Raw genomic sequence first — 17,195 nt, forward strand, 5'->3', positions numbered from 1 at the left:
GCCGGGCTACGTTCCGCAGCAAACTGCCGTTTCGTGCCGGTTGCCGCCTTGCCGTTCAAGCATCCGACCGTCATTGCCAAGAGACCCGATCCGGACGATTCGCCTGCGATCGCAAGGGCCATCAGCGCATGAGGGCTGTAGGTCCATTTAGGGCACTGGCCCAAGGCCGAAACGGCATCGACCATATCCGGAATCGCCCGGACCGTGCATCACTCAAAAAAAGCAGAAAACGACCATTCACGTACCTCTATAAGCACGTATCATGGACTGGAGCGGGTAGCGGGAATCGAACCCGCATAGCCAGCTTGGAAGGCTGGAGCTTTACCACTAAGCTATACCCGCCCATCGAAGGGCTGTGCCCGATCAGGGCACCGTGTCCAGCGTCGTGGCAGCCGCTTGCCACGAGAGGACGGCCCTCGTCAACGCCTTCCTTGTGCCTTGGCCGCGATAAGACGTGGAAACTGCTTCAATGGCCGGGATAATCGAGCAGGGCATGGGGGATAATGCCCGCTGCGCGAAGGCGTTCGGCGCCGCCGAGATCGGGCAGGTCGATGGCGAAAAGCGCGTGTTCCACTGTCGCTCCAGCGCGGCGTAGCAATTCGGCGGCGGCGAGCGCGGTGCCGCCGGTCGCCAGCAAGTCGTCGATCAGGATGACCCGATGCCCCTCGCCCACGGCCTCGGGGTCCACTTCCAGCGTGTCCGTGCCATATTCCAGGGCATAGTCGATGGCGATCACCGGCACCGGCAGCTTGCCGGGCTTGCGGATCGAGACGAAGCCCAGCCCCAGCCGTGCCGCGATCGCCGCGCCGAAGATGAAGCCGCGCGCCTCGACCCCGGCGATGGTATCGGCGCCCGAGGCCTTCACCGTTTCCGCCATCAGATCGACCGCCGCCGCGAAGCCGGGGCCGTTGCCGACCAGCGTGGTCACGTCGCGGAACAGGATGCCGGGCTTGGGGAAGTCCGGCACGGTGCGCACCAGCGCCTTGATTTCGTCGAGGGTCATGGTCGCCGTCCTTACGGGGTCGAACCCCCAAACGAAAGGGCCTCCGCCATCACGGGATGGCGGAGGCCCTTCGCTCGGTTCCGGAAAGGAAGCCTCAGTGCTTCTTGCCGGCCCAGATGTTGCGGTAGGACATATAGCCCAGGATCGTCGCGAAGAGCAGGAAGCCCAGCACCGGCCAGCCGGTCTGCTTGCGCTTTTCCAGCTTGGGTTCGGCGGTCCAGATCAGGAAAGCCGAAACGTCCTTCGACATCTGGTCGACCGTCGCCTTGGTGCCGTCTCCGTAAGTCACCTGACCCTCGCCGGTCAGTGGCGGCGGCATCGCGAGGTTGAGATTCGCGAAGTACGGATTGTAGTGCAGGCCGTCCGGCGTCTTCGCATCCGGGAACTTCTTCAGAAGCGCAGCAGGCTGGTCCTGATAGCCGGTCAGCAGCGAGTAGACATAGGCCGGGCCGTCATGACGCGCCTTGGTGATCAGCGAAAGGTCGGGCGGGGTGCCCTGGCCGCCGTACATCACCGGCGGGAAGTAGTCGGTCGCCACGCCTTCGCGGGTTTCCACTTCGCCCGTGGCGTTGTTGTAGACCGGAACCTGGAAGCCCTTGGCGATCGCCTTCACTTCGGCGTCGTTGTAGCCCAGCGCCGCAAGGTCGCGGAAGGCGACGTGGCGCAGGGCGTGGCAGGCGGCGCAGACTTCCTTGTAGACCTGGAAGCCGCGCTGCAGCTGCTGGCGGTCGAACTTGCCGAAGGCGCCGTCGCTGGCGAAGCTCACTTCCTTGGGGTGGAGGTGGAATTCATGCTCGGCGGTTGCGGCGGGCGGCTCGGTGATCTGCTGGTAGGCCCCTTTGCCGAAGGACCAGGCCAGCGCCACCGTGAAGAACAGCCCGACGAGGATCGAGAGAATGCGTGCCATGTCTTTCGTCTTTCGTTCCAGCTGTTGTCAGGCGACCGTCGCCGAAGGCGCGGGGGCGAGCTTGGCCGCCTCATCCTCGCCGAGCACGGATTCGGTGATGGAGAAGGGCAGCGGATCGGGCTTCTCGATGGCCGAAACGATCGGGATGACGATCAGGAAGTGCGCGAAGTAGTAGAGCGCCGCGATCTGGCTGAGCATCACGTAAGGCTCTTCCGCCGGGGCGCCGCCGCAGTAGAACAGCACCGCCATGGCCGGGATCAGGCCGAAGAAGAAGAACTTCTTGTAGAGCGGGCGATACGAACCCGAGCGGACCGGCGAACGGTCCAGCCAGGGCAGGAAGAACCACACGAGGATCGCCCCGAACATCGCCAGCACGCCCATCAGCTTGGCCGGGATGAAGAAGAAGTCCTGGGTGAAGGCGCGCAGGATCGCGTAGAACGGCCAGAAGTACCATTCGGGCACGATATGCGCGGGCGTGCTCATCGGGTTGGCCGGAATGTAGTTGTCCGGGTGGCCCAGCGCGTTCGGGAAGAAGAACAGCGCGGTGCAGAACAGGATCGCGAAGACGCCGATCGCCCAGCCGTCCTTGGCGACGTAGTAGGGGTAGAACGGCACCGTGTCGCTCTCGCTCTTCACTTCGACGCCGGTGGGATTCGACGAACCCGGAATGTGCAGCGCCCAGATGTGCAGGATCACCACGCCGACGATCACGAAGGGCAGCAGGTAGTGCAGCGAGAAGAAGCGGTTGAGCGCGGCATTATCCGGCGCGAAACCGCCGAGCAGCCACTGCTGGAGCGGCTCGCCCACGAAGGGGATCGCGCCGAACAGGCCGGTGATGACCTTGGCGCCCCAGAAGCTCATCTGGCCCCAGGGCAGGACATAGCCCATGAAGGCGGTGGCCATCATCAGCAGGAAGATCACCACACCGAGCAGCCACACCATCTCGCGCGGGGCCTTGTACGAGCCGTAGAAGAAGCCGCGGAAAATGTGGACGTAGATCACGACGAAGAAGGCCGAGGCGCCGTTGGCGTGCGCATAGCGCATCATCCAGCCCCAGTTCACGTCGCGCACGGTCTGTTCGACAGTGTCGAAAGCCACCTGCGTATTGGCCGCATAGTGCATGGCCATGACGATGCCGGTGACGATCTGCAAAACCAGGCAGAGCGCGGCGAGGAAACCGAAGTTCCAGAAATAGTTCAGGTTGCGCGGAACCGGATAGCCGCCGCCGACCGAGTTGTAGACGAGGCGCGGCAGGGGCAGCCTGTCGTCCATCCACTGCATGAAGGGGTGGCTCGGCTTGTATTCCTTGGCCCAGGGAAAGCTCATGTTCTTGATCCTCTCTCTCGGCCTCAACCGATCTTTACGACCGTGTCGGTGGTGAAGGCGTATTCCGGAACCTCGAGGTTCTTCGGCGCGGGGCCTTTGCGGATACGGGCTGCCGTGTCGTAGGACGAGCCGTGGCAGGGGCAGAAGTAGCCGCCGAACTCGCCCTTGGGTTCACCCTCCCCGGCACCTAGCGGAACGCAGCCCAGGTGGGTGCAGACGCCCATGGTGATCAGCCAGTTCTCCTTGCCTTCCTTGGTGCGTTCCTCAAGCGTCTGCGGATCGCGGAGCGAGGAAACGTCCACCTTGTTGGCTTCGGCAATCTCGTGCGGCGTCAAATTGCGCACGAAAACCGGCTGCTTGCGGAAGATCGCCTTGATGGCCTGACCGGGCTGGATCGAGGAAATGTCGATCTCGGTCGATGACGCCGCGAGAACGTCCGCCGATGCGGACATCTGGCTGACCAGCGGGACGACGATGCCCACGCCGGCGACACCCGCCGCGCTTACAGCGGCGATATTGATGAAATCGCGCCGCCGCACGCCATCTGCTTCTGCCATGATTGCCCTTGCCTTGTTATTGACAACCTACTCCCGGGATTCCGGTAGCAAGCCCAGATTCCTGACCAATTCTATTTTTTTGTCTGGTATCCCCGTAACGGCCCCCCGTTGACGGTTAGTTGCCTCGGGCGCGACCCGAAGCGAATACCGACTTTGAGGTTCTGATATACAGGGAAACCTGCCCTGCCAACCGCCTTTTTGGTCGGGCAGGGCCGGAGGGTCATCAAGGAATTCAAGGTATAACTATCCGGCGGACAGGCCGGACGGGCCTTTTTCAGCCCGCCGCAATCAGGGATATCTGGCGCCCATAGGCAGCCTCGGCCCGGTGCGTGGCGCGGCGATAGGAATAGAACCGCTCCGGCGCCGCATAAGTATCGAGGCCGAGGCGCTCCACCCCGGCGATCCCCGCCGCTTCCAGCCGCGCGGCGACGTAAAGCTCCAGGTCGAACTGCCAGTGCCCCTCGCGACCTTCCACGAAGAACCTCGCGTTTCCGCCGTTTTCGGTAAGGAATCGGTCGCAAAAGCCTTCGTCCACCTCGTAGGATTCCTGCGCGATGCAAGGCCCTACCGCCGCGACGATGCGCGATCGTTCGGCGCCGAGCGATATCATCTGCGCGATGGTGCTGTCGGTCACGCCGCCGATGGCGCCCTTCCAACCGGCATGGGCGGCGCCGACGACGCCCGCTTCTCGGTCCGCCAGCAGCACCGGCGCACAGTCGGCGGTGACGACGCCGATCAACACGCCGGGTCGGTCGGTGACGAGGGCATCGGCATGAGGCCGATTAACATCGCTCCACATGTCGGCGCCGAGAATCACGCAATCGGGCGAATGGACCTGATAGACGGAGACCAGCGGCGCCCCCGGCAGCACGGCAGCGGCGGCGCGGCGACGGTTTTCCGCCACCGCCGCCGATTCGTCGCCGGAGCCGAGACCGGCGTTCAGGCCCTCGACCGCGCCGCTGCTGACACCGCCGCGACGACCGAGGAAGCCGTGTGGCAGGCCTTCCAGCAGACGGGCGCGGTTGATCTCCACGGCCCCCGGTTCAGCCCTCAATTCAGCCAAGACTTTTGCTCACCTGCTCGCGCACGTCGCGCGAGAGATTGGGCTCGGCGGCGATCTTCTCCAGTTCGGCGCGCATCATCGCCGCGCGGACCGGCTCGATCCGCCGCCAGCGGCCAAGCTGCGGCACGAAGCGCGCGGTGGTCTGGGGATTGATCGGGTCGAGCTTGCGGATCAGCTCGCCGATCATCCGGTAGCCCGCGCCGCTCGCGTCGTGAAACGCCTTGGGATTCACCGCCGCCGTCATGTAGAGCGCGCGGGCACGGTTGGGATTGTTCAGCGTGAACTCCGGGTGGCGGGCCAGCGCCTCGATATGCTCCAGTACCTGCGGGTGGAACGAACCCGCCTGGAGCGCGAACCACTTGTCGATGACGAGGGCATTGCCCTGATAGCGGCGCAGGAAGTCGGCGAGCGCTTCCTCCCGCTCGGGGCCTTCGAGGTTGCAGAGCACGGTGAGCGCCGACTGGCGGTCGGTCATGTTGTCCGCCGCGCGGTATTGCGCGATGGCACGGCGGGCCCCCTCGGCGCCGTCGCCCGCGGCGATCAGCACGAGCGCCTGGCCTTTGGTCTTGCGGGCACCGCGCGCGGCGGCATCGCGGCCATAGAGCACGGCGGATACGCGGTCGTGCAGAACGCCCAGCACGTCCGCCAGTTCGCCGCCGAGCCAGGCCTTGAGCGCCTCGCGTTCCTCGTGGATCGCGGCCGGGTCAGCCACCAGCACCTGCTCGGCCAGATAGGCGACGCCCGGCAGGACCATGAGTTCGCCGCGCATCAGGTCGTCGAGCGCCTCGTCCGCCAGCACGGCGGCGAAGGCCTCGCCGATCGCCCGGCGGCCCTCGGCGCGCGCGGCGTCCGACAGGCCGCCGCTTACAGCCGCCACGAGATGCTGGACGACGAGGCTCTGCATCGCCTCGTAGCGAGCGAAAGGATCGTCGTCATGAGCGGCGAGGAACACGAGGTCCTCGTTCGAGCGCTCCATGTCGATGGCGACCGGGGCCGAGAACCCGCGGTTGATCGAGACCACCGGCGGAAGCGCGAAGCCCTCGAAGGTGAAGCTCTGGCTGCCCTTGTCGAGCACGACCAACTGCTCGCCCGCATGGCGGCCGCTGTCGCGATCATACAAGGCGAGGCGCAGCGGGATCGGCACCGGCTGCTTCTCGGGCTGGCCCGGCGTAACCGGAACCGTCTGGGTCAGCGTCAACGTGGCCGTCTCGCCCGCATGCGCCAATTCCACCGCGACCTGCGGCGTGCCCGCCTGCGAGTACCAGAGGCGGAACTGCGTGAGGTCCAGCCCGGTGCCGTCCTCGATCGCCTTGACGAAATCCTCGCAGGTCGCGGCCTCGCCGTCGTGGCGGTCGAAATAGAGATCGGTGCCAGCCCGGAACTTCTCGGTTCCCGCCATGGTCCGCATCATGCGGATCACCTCGGCGCCCTTGTTGTAGACGGTGGCGGTGTAGAAGTTGCTGATCTCCTGATAGGAATCAGGGCGGATCGGATGGGCGAGCGGCCCCGAGTCCTCGGGGAACTGGGCCGAGCGCAGGACCCGCACGTCCTCGATGCGCTTCACCGCCTCGCTGCCCATGTCGGCGCTGAACAGCTGATCGCGCAGGACGGTGAAGCCTTCCTTGAGCGAAAGCTGGAACCAGTCGCGGCAGGTCACGCGGTTGCCCGACCAGTTGTGGAAATACTCGTGGCCGATCACGCTCTCGATGCCGTCGTAATCGGCATCGGTGGCGGTTTCCGGCTCGGCGAGGACATAGCGGGTGTTGAAGACGTTGAGGCCCTTGTTCTCCATCGCCCCCATGTTGAAGTCCGACACGGCGACGACGTTGAACAGGTCGAGATCGTATTCGCGCCCGAAGGTGTCCTCGTCCCACTTCATCGAGTGGATCAGCGAATCCATCGCGTGGCTGGTGCGCTGCTCGTCGCCCGCGCGGACCCAGATGTTGAGATCGACCTTGCGGCCCGAGCGCGTGGTGAACGCGGCATGGTTGGCCACGAGATCGCCCGCGACGAGCGCGAAGAGGTAGCTCGGCTTGGGCCAGGGGTCGTGCCATTCGGCCCAGTGGGTGCCGTCCTCGCCCTCTCCGGTTGCGGTGCAGTTGCCGTTGGAGAGAAGGATAGGGAAGCGGGCCTTGTCACCCGTCATGCGCACCGAATAGGTCGAGAGCACGTCCGGGCGGTCCGGGAAGAAGGTGATGCGGCGGAAGCCTTCGGCCTCGCACTGGGTGCAGAGCATGCCGTTCGAAGCATAGAGGCCCATGAGCTGGCTGTTCGCCGCCGGGTTCACCGACGTCTCGATTTCGACGTCATGGGCATCGCCGGTCAGTTCGACGAGCAGGTCGGCGCCGTCCATGCGCCAGTCGTTCACCGCCTCGCCATCGACGCGGATCGCCAGTGGGGTAAGCTGGTCGCCGTTCAGGCGCAGCGTGGAATCACCGTTTCCGGCGGGATTGCGCCGCATCGAAAGCGTAGCCGTGACATGGGTCTCGTCCACGCCCAGCCGGAAATCGAGCGAGATCTGCGGCACCAGCCAGACCGGCGGCTGATAATCCTCGCGGCGGATGACCGGCGGCGCGTGCGGTGCGGGGGCGCCATCGGCGATCTGCGCTTCGGCTTCGGGCGAGGCGGGGGTGCTGGCAATGTCCATGCCGCTAAATTAGAGCCTTGTCCCTCGAATGCCAGACTTGGCGCGACGAATTCACAGCCGAATCGCAAGGAATGCCCGATGTCCGTCCGCACACCGAAACGCCTGTTCATCTTCGGGCTGGGCTATACCGCGAAAGTGATCGCCCGGCAGGCCGTGGCGCGCGGCTGGGAAGTGCTCTCCACCGGCAGCGAGGGCACGCTTTCGTTCGAGGACGAGGGCAACGTCCGCCTCGCGCTGGCCGATGCCGATCATGTGCTTTCCTCGGCCCCGCCGGGCAAGGAAGGCCGGGGCGAGCCGCTCGACCCGGTCCTGGAACGCTACGGCGATGCGCTGAAGGGCATGCCGCTGTCCTACCTTTCCTCCACCGGGGTCTATGGCGATACCGGCGGCGCCTGGGTGGACGAAAGCGCGCCGGTCGGCACTGGCCGCCGCACCGCGCGGGCCGAGGCTGACGGCGCGTGGCTCAAGCTGGGCGCGCGGGTCTATCGGCTGCCCGGTATCTACGGCCCCGGCCGCTCGGTGCTGGACAGGGTTCTGGACGGGCGCGCGCATCGCATCGCCCTGCCCGAGCAGGTCTTCAGCCGCGCTCATGTCGAGGATATTGCCGCAGGCGTTATCGCCGGACTCGAAGCGCCAAGCGGCGCCTACAACCTCGCGGACGACCTGCCCTGCGGCCAGAACACGCTGGTCGAGGAAGCCTGCCGCCTGCTCGGCCTGCCGATGCCGCCGCTCCAGTCGATGGAGGAGGCGCGGCTTTCCGCCATGGCGCGCGGGTTCTATGCCGAGAACCGCCGGGTGGCGAACGGCAAGGCCCGGCGCGTGCTCGGCTGGCGCCCGCGCTTCCCGACCTACCGCGAGGGGCTGCGCGCCCTCAGCGCCACGACCAGCCCGACCGTCGCCAGTGCCGCTCCGGCCAGCGCCAGCAGCGACCAGCGATAGCCCTCGAACGCGGTCGAGATCAGCATCGCAATGATGATGACCATGACACCGTTGTAGGCCGCCTTGCCCGCGCCGAGCTGGCGGATCAGCGTGTAGTAGAGCGGGAACGTCACCACCGAGCCGAGAATCGCGAGGTAGGCGGTGCCGAGCCAGTACATCCCATCCTGCGGAATTACCGGCGGTCCGGACGTCGCCCAGGCCACGGCGACATCGGCCAGTGTGCCGTAGAGCATGGCCCAGGCCAGCAGGCTGACCATCGGCAGCGCCTTGCCGGTCTCGTTGGCCTGAATCACGTTCGAAACCGAAGCGCAGATCATCGCGATCAGCGCGAAGACGGTGCCGAGCAGGACCTTGCCGCCCAGCGGCGCCTCATGCGCCTCGTGGAGCAGCAGCAGGGCGAGACCGGCAATGGCGATGGCACTGCCGATCGCGAAACGCCAGGTGATCGGCTGGCCCAGCAGCAGCCGCGCCAGCACTGCGTTCGGCACCAGCAGCAGCCCGATCATCACCGCGACGATGCCCGAGGTCAGGTGCATCTCGGCGCGGTAGACGAAGTTGTAGTTGCCGCAGAACTGCGCCACGCCCACCGCCAGCGCCAGCCACTGGCCCGCCGCGCCGAGCCTCAGGCTCTTCCTCATCACCACCGCGACCAGAAACATCGCCGGGGTCGCCAGCACGAAACGCCAGGCGACCGACCAGCTGGCCGGCACCTCGCCGATCTGGCCGGTGATGACGAACCAGGTCGATCCCCAGATCAGCGCCACCAGCAGGAACGGCAGCGCGACGGCAGGCGTCAGGAAGCCCGGTGCCGGAGCGGGACTCTCGCTCACAGTCCGGAAATCGCGCGGGCAAGCGCCGAAACGTGATCCTTGCGCGAATCCCAGGCGGTGACGAGGCGCGCGGCATCGTCGCCCCAGTCATAGAATTCGAAGCCCTGCCCACGCAGCGCCAGCCGCTCGGCGGCGGTGGAGGTGAGGAATATCTCGTTCGCCTCGACCGGATGGAGCAGACGGTCCTTCGCCGCTTGCGCGATCTCGGCAGCGGCGGCATTGGCCGCGCGGGCATTGTCCAGCCAGAGATCGCGCTCCAGCATCGCGAGGATCTGCGCGGCGAGATAGCGGCCCTTCGATTGCAGGTGCCCGGCCCGCTTGCGGCGGAAGCGGACCTTGTCGGCCATGGCGGGATCGAAGAACACGATCGCTTCCGCGCTCATCCCGCCGTTCTTGACCATCCCGAAGCTCAGGGCATCGACATCGCCCGCCGCCTCGGCCGCATCGCCACCCATAAACGCCGCCGCATTGGCGAAACGCGCGCCGTCCATGTGCAGGCCGAGGCGCTTGTCCTTGGCGAAACGAGCCAGCGTGGCCAGTTCCTCGGGCCGGTAGACACGGCCATATTCGCTTGCCTGGGTGATCGAGATCGCATGGGGCTGGACCTGATGGACACCGTCGCGGATCGGGTCGAGCACCCGCGCGATAGCTTCCGGCGTGATCTTCGCGCCCTCGCCGTCGGCCAGCAACAGCTTGGCGCCGTGGAGGTAGAAGCCCGGCGCGCCGCCCTCGTCCATCTCGATATGCGCCTCGCGGTGGCAGATCACCGCGCCGTGCGGCTCGACCATGGCCGACAGGGCAAGGCAGTTCGCCGCCGTCCCGGTTGCCACCCAGAGCGCCGCGCAGTCGCGCCCGAACAGCGCGGAAAAGCGCGCGTCCAGCTCTCGGCTCAGCGCATCGCCGTCATAGGGCGAATCGGGCGCGTCGGCCGCTCGCATGGCGTCCCAGACCTTCGGGTGGACCCGCGCGGCGTTGTCGGAGAGGAATTTCATGACCATATGCACTGCGAGCGGACATAGGCGCCGTCAATAAGGAGATTGGCCCATGGTCGGTGTGACCATCACCAAGCACGAAACCGCCACCGGCGGCGAATACCAGGCCCACCTCGCCGACAGCGACGTGACCGGCCACCTGAGCTGGCAGGCCCGCGACGGCGTGCACTATGCCGACCACACGCTCGTCCCCACCGAGATCGGCAATCGCGGCGTGGCGGCGCGGCTGGTCGAAGCGATGGTGGCCGACGCGCGGGAAAACCACTTCAAGATCGCGCCCTTGTGCAGCTACGTCGTCGCCGCGTTCCGGCGTCACCCGGAATGGGAAGACGTGAAGGCCTGAATCCTCTCAACCGAACCCGCGCTGCAACCAGTCCTGCGCCAGCCCGGCCAGGAAGGCGGCGCCGCGCGGCAGGGCCTTTTCGTCGACCATCATCTTGGTCGAGTGGATGCCGCAGCAGTGCTTCCAGTCGGCGCCGTCTTCCGCGACGCCTAGGAAGAACATCGCGCCGGGCACCTTTTCCAGCACATAGGCGAAGTCCTCCGCGCCCATGATCGGGTCCTTGAGCCGCTGGAATGCGGCTTCGCCGTAAAGATCGCGGGCCACGCGCTCGCCGAAGTCCACCGCGCGCGGATCGCAGATCGTCACCGGGAAGCCTTCGAGGATGGTCACTTCGCCCTTGAGGCCATGCGCCCCCGCGATACCGGCGACGAGTACCGGCAGTTCCTCCTTCAGCCGCGCGCGATTGGCCGCCGACAGGGTGCGCATCGTGCCGGTGAGCCGGGCGGTGTCGGGGATCACGTTGTGCGCGCTTCCCGCCTCGACCTTGGCGATCGTCACCACGACCGGATCGAACACGCTGTAGCGGCGCGCGACCATCGTCTGGATGGCCATGACGATCTCGCAGGCGACCGGCACCGGATCGACCGTGTCATGCGGCATCGAGGCATGGCCACCGCGCCCGGTCACGACGATGCGCAGTTCGTCCGCCGCCGCCATGAGCGGTCCGGCCCGGCCGCCGATCACCCCGTGCGGCGCATTGGGCATGATGTGGAGCGCGAAGGCGGCACCCGGCAATGGGCGGTCGAAACCCTCCCCGCCGAGCAATCCGTCCTCCAGCATGAAGCGGGCGCCATGATGGCCTTCCTCGCCGGGCTGGAACATGAAGCGCACTTCGCCGCTGAGGCTTTCCGCCCGGCTCGCGAGGATCTCCGCCGCGCCTGCCAGCATGGCGACGTGGGTATCGTGCCCGCAGGCGTGCATCGTGCCGGGAATGGTCGAGGCGAAAGCCAGGCCGGTTTCCTCGGGCATCGGCAGGGCGTCGGTATCGCCGCGCAGGAGCACGCTGCCACCCTCGCCCGCGCCGCCTTTCAGGGTGGCGATCAGGCCGGTGGTCGAGGGACCCTCGCGCCATTCCAGCGGCAGATGGGCCAGAGCCGCGCGGATCTTGTCCCGCGTCTTCGGGTTGTGGAGGCCGATCTCGGGTTCGGCATGAATGGCGCGGCGCAGCGCGACGATACGGTCGGCGAGGCCGTGGGCCTGCTCGATCAGAGTGTTCGCGGATGAGGACATGTCGGCATGATAGCCCTCGATCCGCGTCTGTCGAGTTCAGGTCACCGAATCGGCGACCGGCAGATCGTCTTCCGGATCGGGTGCGATGCTGATCTCGTTGCGGTCGATCTGCTGGAGCGTGCGCCAGGCCATGATGCCCATCGCCAGGTAGGACACCGCGCCGCCCAGAGCCACGGCCCAGGCCGCACCGCTGGGGCCGACCGGCAGCAGGAACACCAGCCCGATCGCCAGCGCGACCAGCGCGATCAGCCGTGCGATCAGCGAATGGCGCGCCCGCCCGGTGGCGTGGAGCACCGGCTCGAACGCGACGCTGGCAAGGTCGAAGCTGGCCGCCAGGGTCAGCGGCACGAGGATCGCCGCGCCCTGTTCGAAATCGTCGCCGCCGATGAATTCGAGCATTTGCTTGCCCAGCAGCACCGCCACCGTGATCACCACGATCCCGGCGAGACCGGCGATCTTGCTGGTCTGCAAGGCCAGCTTGCGGAACTCCGCCGCTTCCGACGCAACCCGCGCGCGCGCCACTTCGGCATAGACCGAACGGGTCAGCAGCGAGGACAGCTTGCTCAAAGCCTGTGAAAGCTGCGAAGCGAGGCGATAGAGACCCGCCGCCTTGGTGCCGACCCAGGCGCCGACAATCAGCAGCGGACCGTTCCGCATCGCTGCATCGATCGTGGAGGCCACGTAAGTCTGCGTGAAGAAGCGCGTGACGCCGGGGTTTTCCTCGATCGCCTTGCGCCAGTTGCGCAAGTTCGAAAGGTTCACCGCCTCGGGGCAAAGCCGCCGCGCCATGATCCAGTAGAGCAGGGCTTCGAGGATATCGATCGCCGCCCAGGCGAACAGGAACCGGCCGACGCTCGGCCCGGTCAGCCAGATGACGAGCGAGGCGGCAAGGCGGCCGCTCGGCACGATCGCCTCGACATAGACTGCCATGTCGAAGCGGTTGAGCGCGCGCACGATCCCCGTCGGTGCCGAGACCAGCGCCCAGAGCGAACCCACGCAGAACCAGAAGGCCACGTCCACAAAGTGCGGGTTGAGTTCCAGCTTATGGGCGAACCCGTAGATCAGGATCGCCGCCAAGCCGCAGCCGATCACCGCGCCCACCGCGTCCAGCAAGCCGCAGAGCATGCCGAGGCGACCGAGCTTGCCCCAGTCCTTCTGGTGGACATGCTCGCTGCCGTAGCGCACCACGACGCGCCAGGTCTGGAAGCTGGCGAGCGCGATCAGCGCCTGCGCCGTCCCGAAGATCAGCGAGAAGTGGCCGAAATCCTTCAGGCCCAGCGAGCGCGTCTGGATGGCGAGATAGGCCAGGCCGCAGACGGCGCCGAAACCCTTGCCACCCAGCAGCCAGGCCGTGTTCTGAATGATCCGCCCTAGCGGAGACTTGCTCTCGCGGCGGTTAAATTTGGCGGACATTGCGGCTGCATTGAACGAGGGGGAAGGGACTTGCAAGCTGTGCAGATGGCGAATGTCCCCATGCTGAACAGTTCTGTCCCCTGCCGATTTGTCGCAGCCGCGCGCCGGCAACCGACGGGCCACCTTGCGGTCGCACCTTTTCCTTTTGCCCAGCATTCCCTAGATGCGGGGCGACCTCCCCCTATCGTGAAGCACGAAATCCATGATCGAACACGCCATTCTTCTCAGCGCCGGCCAGGGCTCGCGCCTGCTTCCGCTCACCGCCGAGCGGCCCAAGTGCCTGATCGACTTCTCCGGCAAGTCGCTGATCGAATGGCAGATCGAGATGCTGGCGCGCGGCGGCGTGAAGCGGATCGACGTCGTCACCGGCTTCATGACCGACATGCTGGAAGAGCACCTGAACGCGATCCACGATCCCCGCGTCGAGATCAACATCCGCTTCAACCCTTTCTTCAAGGTGGCCGACAACCTCGGCTCCTGCTGGATCGCGCGCGAGGCGATGCGCGGGGACTTCCTGATTCTCAACGGCGACACGCTCGTTTCCGAGGATATCGTCCGCAAGGTCCAGCAGGGCGCAACCGATGCGAAGGGCAAGACCTGGCCGATCACCGTCACCGTGGACGTGAAGGCGGAAGGCTACGACAGCGACGACATGAAAGTGGAGCGCGAGGCGGACGGCCGCCTCGTCCATATCGGCAAGACGCTGACGGCGGCGCAGTCCAACGCCGAATCGATCGGCTTCCTCGCCTTCCGCGGCGAAGGGGCCGACCTGTTCCGCGAAACCGTCCGTCAGGCGATGCGCACGCCCGAGGGCGTCCAGCACTGGTATCTGAAGGTGATCGATTCGATCGCGCCCACCGGCAAGGTCGGCACCGTTTCGATCGAGGGGCTGGACTGGGCGGAAGTCGACTTCCTCAACGACATCGAGATCGCGACGAAGCTGACCGATACCTGGTAAGAGGGTTTACGCCGTCCGGACGGCTCAGGCCCAGCCGGGGGGCTTCGGCAGGCTCAGCCCGAGCGATGTTGAAAGCGGGTTTTCGAAATCTTTCAGCCTGAGCAGTCTTGAAAGCAGGTTGCCCGATTCCGCTCAGGTTGAGCCTGCCGAAGCCCCCTCGGCATGGCACCACCTATCAGGCAAACGCACCTTTCAACCAAGCCACCAGCCCGGCCAACTCGTCGCCCTCCAGCGCCACCGCATGCCCGAGATCGGGCACCTTGGGCCAGCCGCAGTCGACGAACTCGCGCCCCTGCCATTCGCGCGCACCGTCGTAGCGGGGGATGACGTGGAAATGGACGTGCGGGTCCACCATCATCAGCATCAGGTAATTGAGCCGGGCATAGCCGACTGCGCCTGTCAGCGCCGCCTCGATGGCGGCAGTGACGATCTTAAGCTCGGCATGGGCCTCGCCCGAAAGGTCGCCAAAGGCCGTCGCCTCGGACTTCGCGGCCAGTACCAGCGAACCCAGCGTCGGCTGCGCGGGTCGGGCGAGCACCACCCAATGCGCAAATTCCGCGACGAGCGTATGCGGATAACCGAACTTCTCGATCGTCGCGTTCATCACCATTTCTCCTTCAGGCGTCCGAGAGCCACGAGGTGATCGTACCGCCCCGCGCGCGCACGATCCATGCCTGAACCAGCCGCACCGCATGGATGAGGCAGGAAATCGCCGTCCACCAGGCGACCGCGATCAGGCCGAGGTCGGGACGCGCGAAGAGCATCGCCACGAACAGGATCACCATGTTCGGGTTGCGGCGCGCGGTGATGAGACGGAACTGGCTGTCGAACTTGCGCCAGACGTGGATGTGCATCAACCCGTTCTGCTTCATGAACAGGCCCTCGATCAGACGCTGCACGACATAGCCGCCCTGGATCGCGCCCTGCACCCACCAGAACGTGGTCTGGTCGTAGGCCAGACCCCATGTCGCGAGGCCCGTCGCCCAGAACCACCACCAGAACGGCGGATGGACGAGGTCCATGCCGTGATCCGCGACATTGCCCCATTCCGACGAGGTGATCGTGCAGCGCGCCAGCTTGCCGTCCACGGTGTCCAGCACCATGAAGACGAGGCCCAACGCCATGCCCAGCCAGTAATGGCCGTAAGCGAAAAGCACGGTGGCGGCGACGCAGAACACCGCGCCCACGGCGGTCACCATGTTCGGGGTGATATGCAGCTTCGCGCAGATCCGCGTCAGCACCAGCGCCCATTCGGGCCAGAGGTACTTGGTCAACACATCGGTCACGCCCTTGTAGGCACCGAAATAGCTCGCGCGCTCGATGGTGCGGACGCTCTGCGGCGTCAGTGCCATAAGGAACGGCGTCTCGCGCTTGCGCAGCTGCTTGTTTTCAATCGTCGGGCCGCTCTCGTAGGCGACGACATCAAGACCGGTGCTGCCTGAAAGCGGCGTTCCGGCGTTCATCGCTTCGGCGATTCGGGCGGCCTGCGCGCCGTCTGCCGCATGGGCCAGAGCGGGAATGCCGCCCAGCGTCAGGACCATGCCGGGATGCGATGTGACGTATTTGAACCAGGCCGGATCCCACGCGAAAGCGGCGTTGGAGAGGATGGCAGGGCCCTGGGCCGCCATCGCGGCGGCTGCGGCATCGGCAGGGGCGCCATTGGCGCGGGCGATCCGCGCCACGCGTTCGGCCATCGTCAAACCCCAGAGCTTGACCGGGTTCGCGCCGAGAGTGACCACGGGGGGGAGCTTGTCTTGTTCGACCATGATTCGGGCCGTAATCCGTCCCCTTCCCCGAGGCAACTTCGTCACTTGCGGAAAATGCTATCGTTTTTGACGGTCTTGCAAGTGGCGTAAAAGCGCCATACAACTGTAACCTTAATGTGTCAGTGAATGTTTCCTGATGATTTTCCCGCGCGGCATCCCTAAATAGGGCCCCGTGTACGGAACCATTTACGAATTCGAAACGCTGCCGACCTTCGGCGAGCAAGGCAAGCGCAAGACCACCGGCCATGTGCGCGTGGCCCGTCGTGGCCGTGCCGTTCCCCTCGTCGGCATCATCCGCAATCCGCGCAGCCATCGCAACAAAGGCCATGCGCCCGAGATGGAAGATTGCTCCAACATTCTGACCGAAACGCCGCGCACCCGCGCGGAGCTGTTCGGTGTGCTCGACGGCTTTGCGCGTCGCGGCATCGACTATCTGGTGGTCGACGGCGGCGACGGCACCGTCCGCGACGTGCTGACCTGCGGCGCCGAGATCTTCGGCGACGAATGGCCCGCTTTTATCGTCCTGCCCAAGGGCAAGACCAATGCGCTCGCCATCGACATCGGCCTGCCAACCCACTGGTCGCTGGCCGAAGCACTGGCCGCCGCGCACAAGGGCAAGACCGTGAACCGTCGTCCGCTGCGCATCTCGTCGCAGGACGGCAGCAGCGGCTGCGTGCAGGGCTTCATTCTCGGCACCGGCGCCTTCTCGCTGGCCACCGAGGCCGGGCAGGAAGCCCATCGCCGCGGCGCCTTCAACAGTTTCGCGGTCGGCCTGAGCGTGCTCTGGGGCATCATCCAGACCCTGTTCGGCCGCACCGGCAACCCTTGGCGTTCGTGCACCCCGATGCGCCTGATCGACCGTCACACCGGCCGCGACCTGCCCTATTCAGGCCCCGGCCGCGCCGACGAGCGCTTCATGGCCGTCGCCACCACGTTCGAGAAGTTCCCGCTCGGCGCCCGTCCCTTCGGCCGCGACGTTGCGCCGGGGATGAAGCTCGGCGTGATCGACTGGCCGGTGCGCTGGATCGTCGCGCTGCTGCCCGCGATCCTGTTCGGCCTGACCGGCAAGTTCCTCGAACGCCGCGGCACCCATCGCCTCAGCGCCAGCGCGGTCGACCTCGAACTGGGCGGCTCGTTCATCCTCGACGGCGAGGCCTTCCCTGGCGGCAGCTATGTCCTCGAAGAAGGCCCGCAACTGACCTTCGTGGTCCCCTGAGCTTT

16 protein-coding genes and 1 tRNA gene are annotated in these 17,195 nt (G+C 66.1%); 4 read left to right on the forward strand and 13 right to left on the reverse strand.

Annotation, left to right across the window (positions count from 1 at the left end):
* Positions 1 to 268 precede the first annotated feature (268 nt).
* The 7 genes from AC4D6D_RS01430 to pepN form a co-directional block, all read right to left on the reverse strand.
* Positions 269 to 342, reverse strand: a tRNA-Gly gene (locus tag AC4D6D_RS01430).
* Between the two features lie 124 nt (positions 343 to 466).
* Positions 467 to 1,003 (reverse strand): adenine phosphoribosyltransferase, encoded by a 537-nt coding sequence (locus AC4D6D_RS01435; protein ID WP_491326218.1) that lies wholly within the window; start codon positions 1,001 to 1,003, stop codon positions 467 to 469.
* A gap of 94 nt (positions 1,004 to 1,097) precedes the next feature.
* Positions 1,098 to 1,910 carry a cytochrome c1 gene (locus AC4D6D_RS01440; RefSeq protein ID WP_147222018.1) on the reverse strand — a complete coding sequence of 271 codons (813 nt, stop codon included), beginning with the start codon at positions 1,908 to 1,910 and terminating at the stop codon, positions 1,098 to 1,100.
* Positions 1,911 to 1,937: 27 nt separating this feature from the next.
* Positions 1,938 to 3,236, reverse strand: a complete 1,299-nt coding sequence (locus tag AC4D6D_RS01445; protein WP_147222020.1) for a cytochrome b N-terminal domain-containing protein — start codon at positions 3,234 to 3,236, stop codon at positions 1,938 to 1,940.
* Between the two features lie 23 nt (positions 3,237 to 3,259).
* The gene (gene petA, locus AC4D6D_RS01450) at positions 3,260 to 3,793 is read right to left on the reverse strand and encodes a ubiquinol-cytochrome c reductase iron-sulfur subunit (protein WP_147222022.1); all 534 of its coding nucleotides are present in this window, start codon (positions 3,791 to 3,793) and stop codon (positions 3,260 to 3,262) included.
* Between the two features lie 274 nt (positions 3,794 to 4,067).
* Entirely contained in the window at positions 4,068 to 4,856 is a 789-nt protein-coding gene (gene pgeF / locus AC4D6D_RS01455; protein ID WP_491326219.1) for a peptidoglycan editing factor PgeF, read from the reverse strand.
* On the reverse strand, positions 4,849 to 7,503 hold the full coding sequence (pepN, locus tag AC4D6D_RS01460) for an aminopeptidase N (protein WP_491326220.1): 2,655 nt from the start codon (positions 7,501 to 7,503) through the stop codon (positions 4,849 to 4,851). Before pepN ends, pgeF begins: the two co-directional genes overlap by 8 nt.
* A 78-nt stretch (positions 7,504 to 7,581) precedes the next feature.
* On the opposite strand from pepN, the gene AC4D6D_RS01465 reads away from it, so the two are divergent.
* The gene (locus tag AC4D6D_RS01465; protein WP_491326221.1) at positions 7,582 to 8,442 is read left to right on the forward strand and encodes a Rossmann-fold NAD(P)-binding domain-containing protein; all 861 of its coding nucleotides are present in this window, start codon (positions 7,582 to 7,584) and stop codon (positions 8,440 to 8,442) included.
* Here the strand turns inward: AC4D6D_RS01465 and AC4D6D_RS01470 are convergent.
* Together AC4D6D_RS01470 and AC4D6D_RS01475 are read right to left on the reverse strand one after the other, a co-directional pair.
* Positions 8,352 to 9,272, reverse strand: coding sequence for a DMT family transporter (locus tag AC4D6D_RS01470; protein ID WP_491326222.1), 921 nt, complete (start codon positions 9,270 to 9,272; stop codon positions 8,352 to 8,354). The genes AC4D6D_RS01465 and AC4D6D_RS01470 overlap by 91 nt on opposite strands.
* Entirely contained in the window at positions 9,269 to 10,264 is a 996-nt protein-coding gene (locus AC4D6D_RS01475; RefSeq protein ID WP_491326223.1) for a threonine aldolase family protein, read from the reverse strand. Before AC4D6D_RS01475 ends, AC4D6D_RS01470 begins: the two co-directional genes overlap by 4 nt.
* Positions 10,265 to 10,316: 52 nt before the next feature.
* On the opposite strand from AC4D6D_RS01475, the gene AC4D6D_RS01480 reads away from it, so the two are divergent.
* Positions 10,317 to 10,607 carry a GNAT family N-acetyltransferase gene (locus AC4D6D_RS01480; RefSeq protein WP_491326224.1) on the forward strand — a complete coding sequence of 97 codons (291 nt, stop codon included), beginning with the start codon at positions 10,317 to 10,319 and terminating at the stop codon, positions 10,605 to 10,607.
* A 6-nt stretch (positions 10,608 to 10,613) separates the two neighbouring features.
* Here AC4D6D_RS01480 and AC4D6D_RS01485 read toward each other — a convergent pair whose 3' ends face one another.
* Both AC4D6D_RS01485 and AC4D6D_RS01490 read right to left on the reverse strand, forming a co-directional pair.
* A complete protein-coding gene (locus AC4D6D_RS01485; RefSeq protein ID WP_491326225.1) occupies positions 10,614 to 11,837 on the reverse strand; it encodes a M20 metallopeptidase family protein in 1,224 nt (407 codons plus the stop codon).
* A 36-nt stretch (positions 11,838 to 11,873) separates the two neighbouring features.
* Complete coding sequence (locus tag AC4D6D_RS01490) at positions 11,874 to 13,250, reverse strand: lipopolysaccharide biosynthesis protein (RefSeq protein WP_147222036.1); 1,377 nt, start codon at positions 13,248 to 13,250, stop codon at positions 11,874 to 11,876.
* 202 nt (positions 13,251 to 13,452) lie between these two features.
* Between AC4D6D_RS01490 and AC4D6D_RS01495 the strand changes: the two genes are divergently transcribed.
* A complete protein-coding gene (locus AC4D6D_RS01495) occupies positions 13,453 to 14,208 on the forward strand; it encodes a phosphocholine cytidylyltransferase family protein (protein ID WP_491326226.1) in 756 nt (251 codons plus the stop codon).
* Between the two features lie 175 nt (positions 14,209 to 14,383).
* On the opposite strand, the gene AC4D6D_RS01500 is transcribed toward AC4D6D_RS01495, so the two are convergent.
* Positions 14,384 to 14,812 carry an HIT family protein gene (locus tag AC4D6D_RS01500; RefSeq protein WP_491326227.1) on the reverse strand — a complete coding sequence of 143 codons (429 nt, stop codon included), beginning with the start codon at positions 14,810 to 14,812 and terminating at the stop codon, positions 14,384 to 14,386.
* Between the two features lie 13 nt (positions 14,813 to 14,825).
* Positions 14,826 to 15,974, reverse strand: a complete 1,149-nt coding sequence (locus AC4D6D_RS01505) for a CDP-alcohol phosphatidyltransferase family protein (protein WP_491326228.1) — start codon at positions 15,972 to 15,974, stop codon at positions 14,826 to 14,828.
* A gap of 172 nt (positions 15,975 to 16,146) precedes the next feature.
* Here AC4D6D_RS01505 and AC4D6D_RS01510 point away from each other — a divergent pair, with 172 nt between their 5' ends.
* A complete protein-coding gene (locus tag AC4D6D_RS01510) occupies positions 16,147 to 17,190 on the forward strand; it encodes a diacylglycerol/lipid kinase family protein (protein ID WP_491326229.1) in 1,044 nt (347 codons plus the stop codon).
* Positions 17,191 to 17,195 lie beyond the last annotated feature (5 nt).

The sequence above is a fragment of the Novosphingobium sp. BF6 genome (assembly GCF_058273105.1).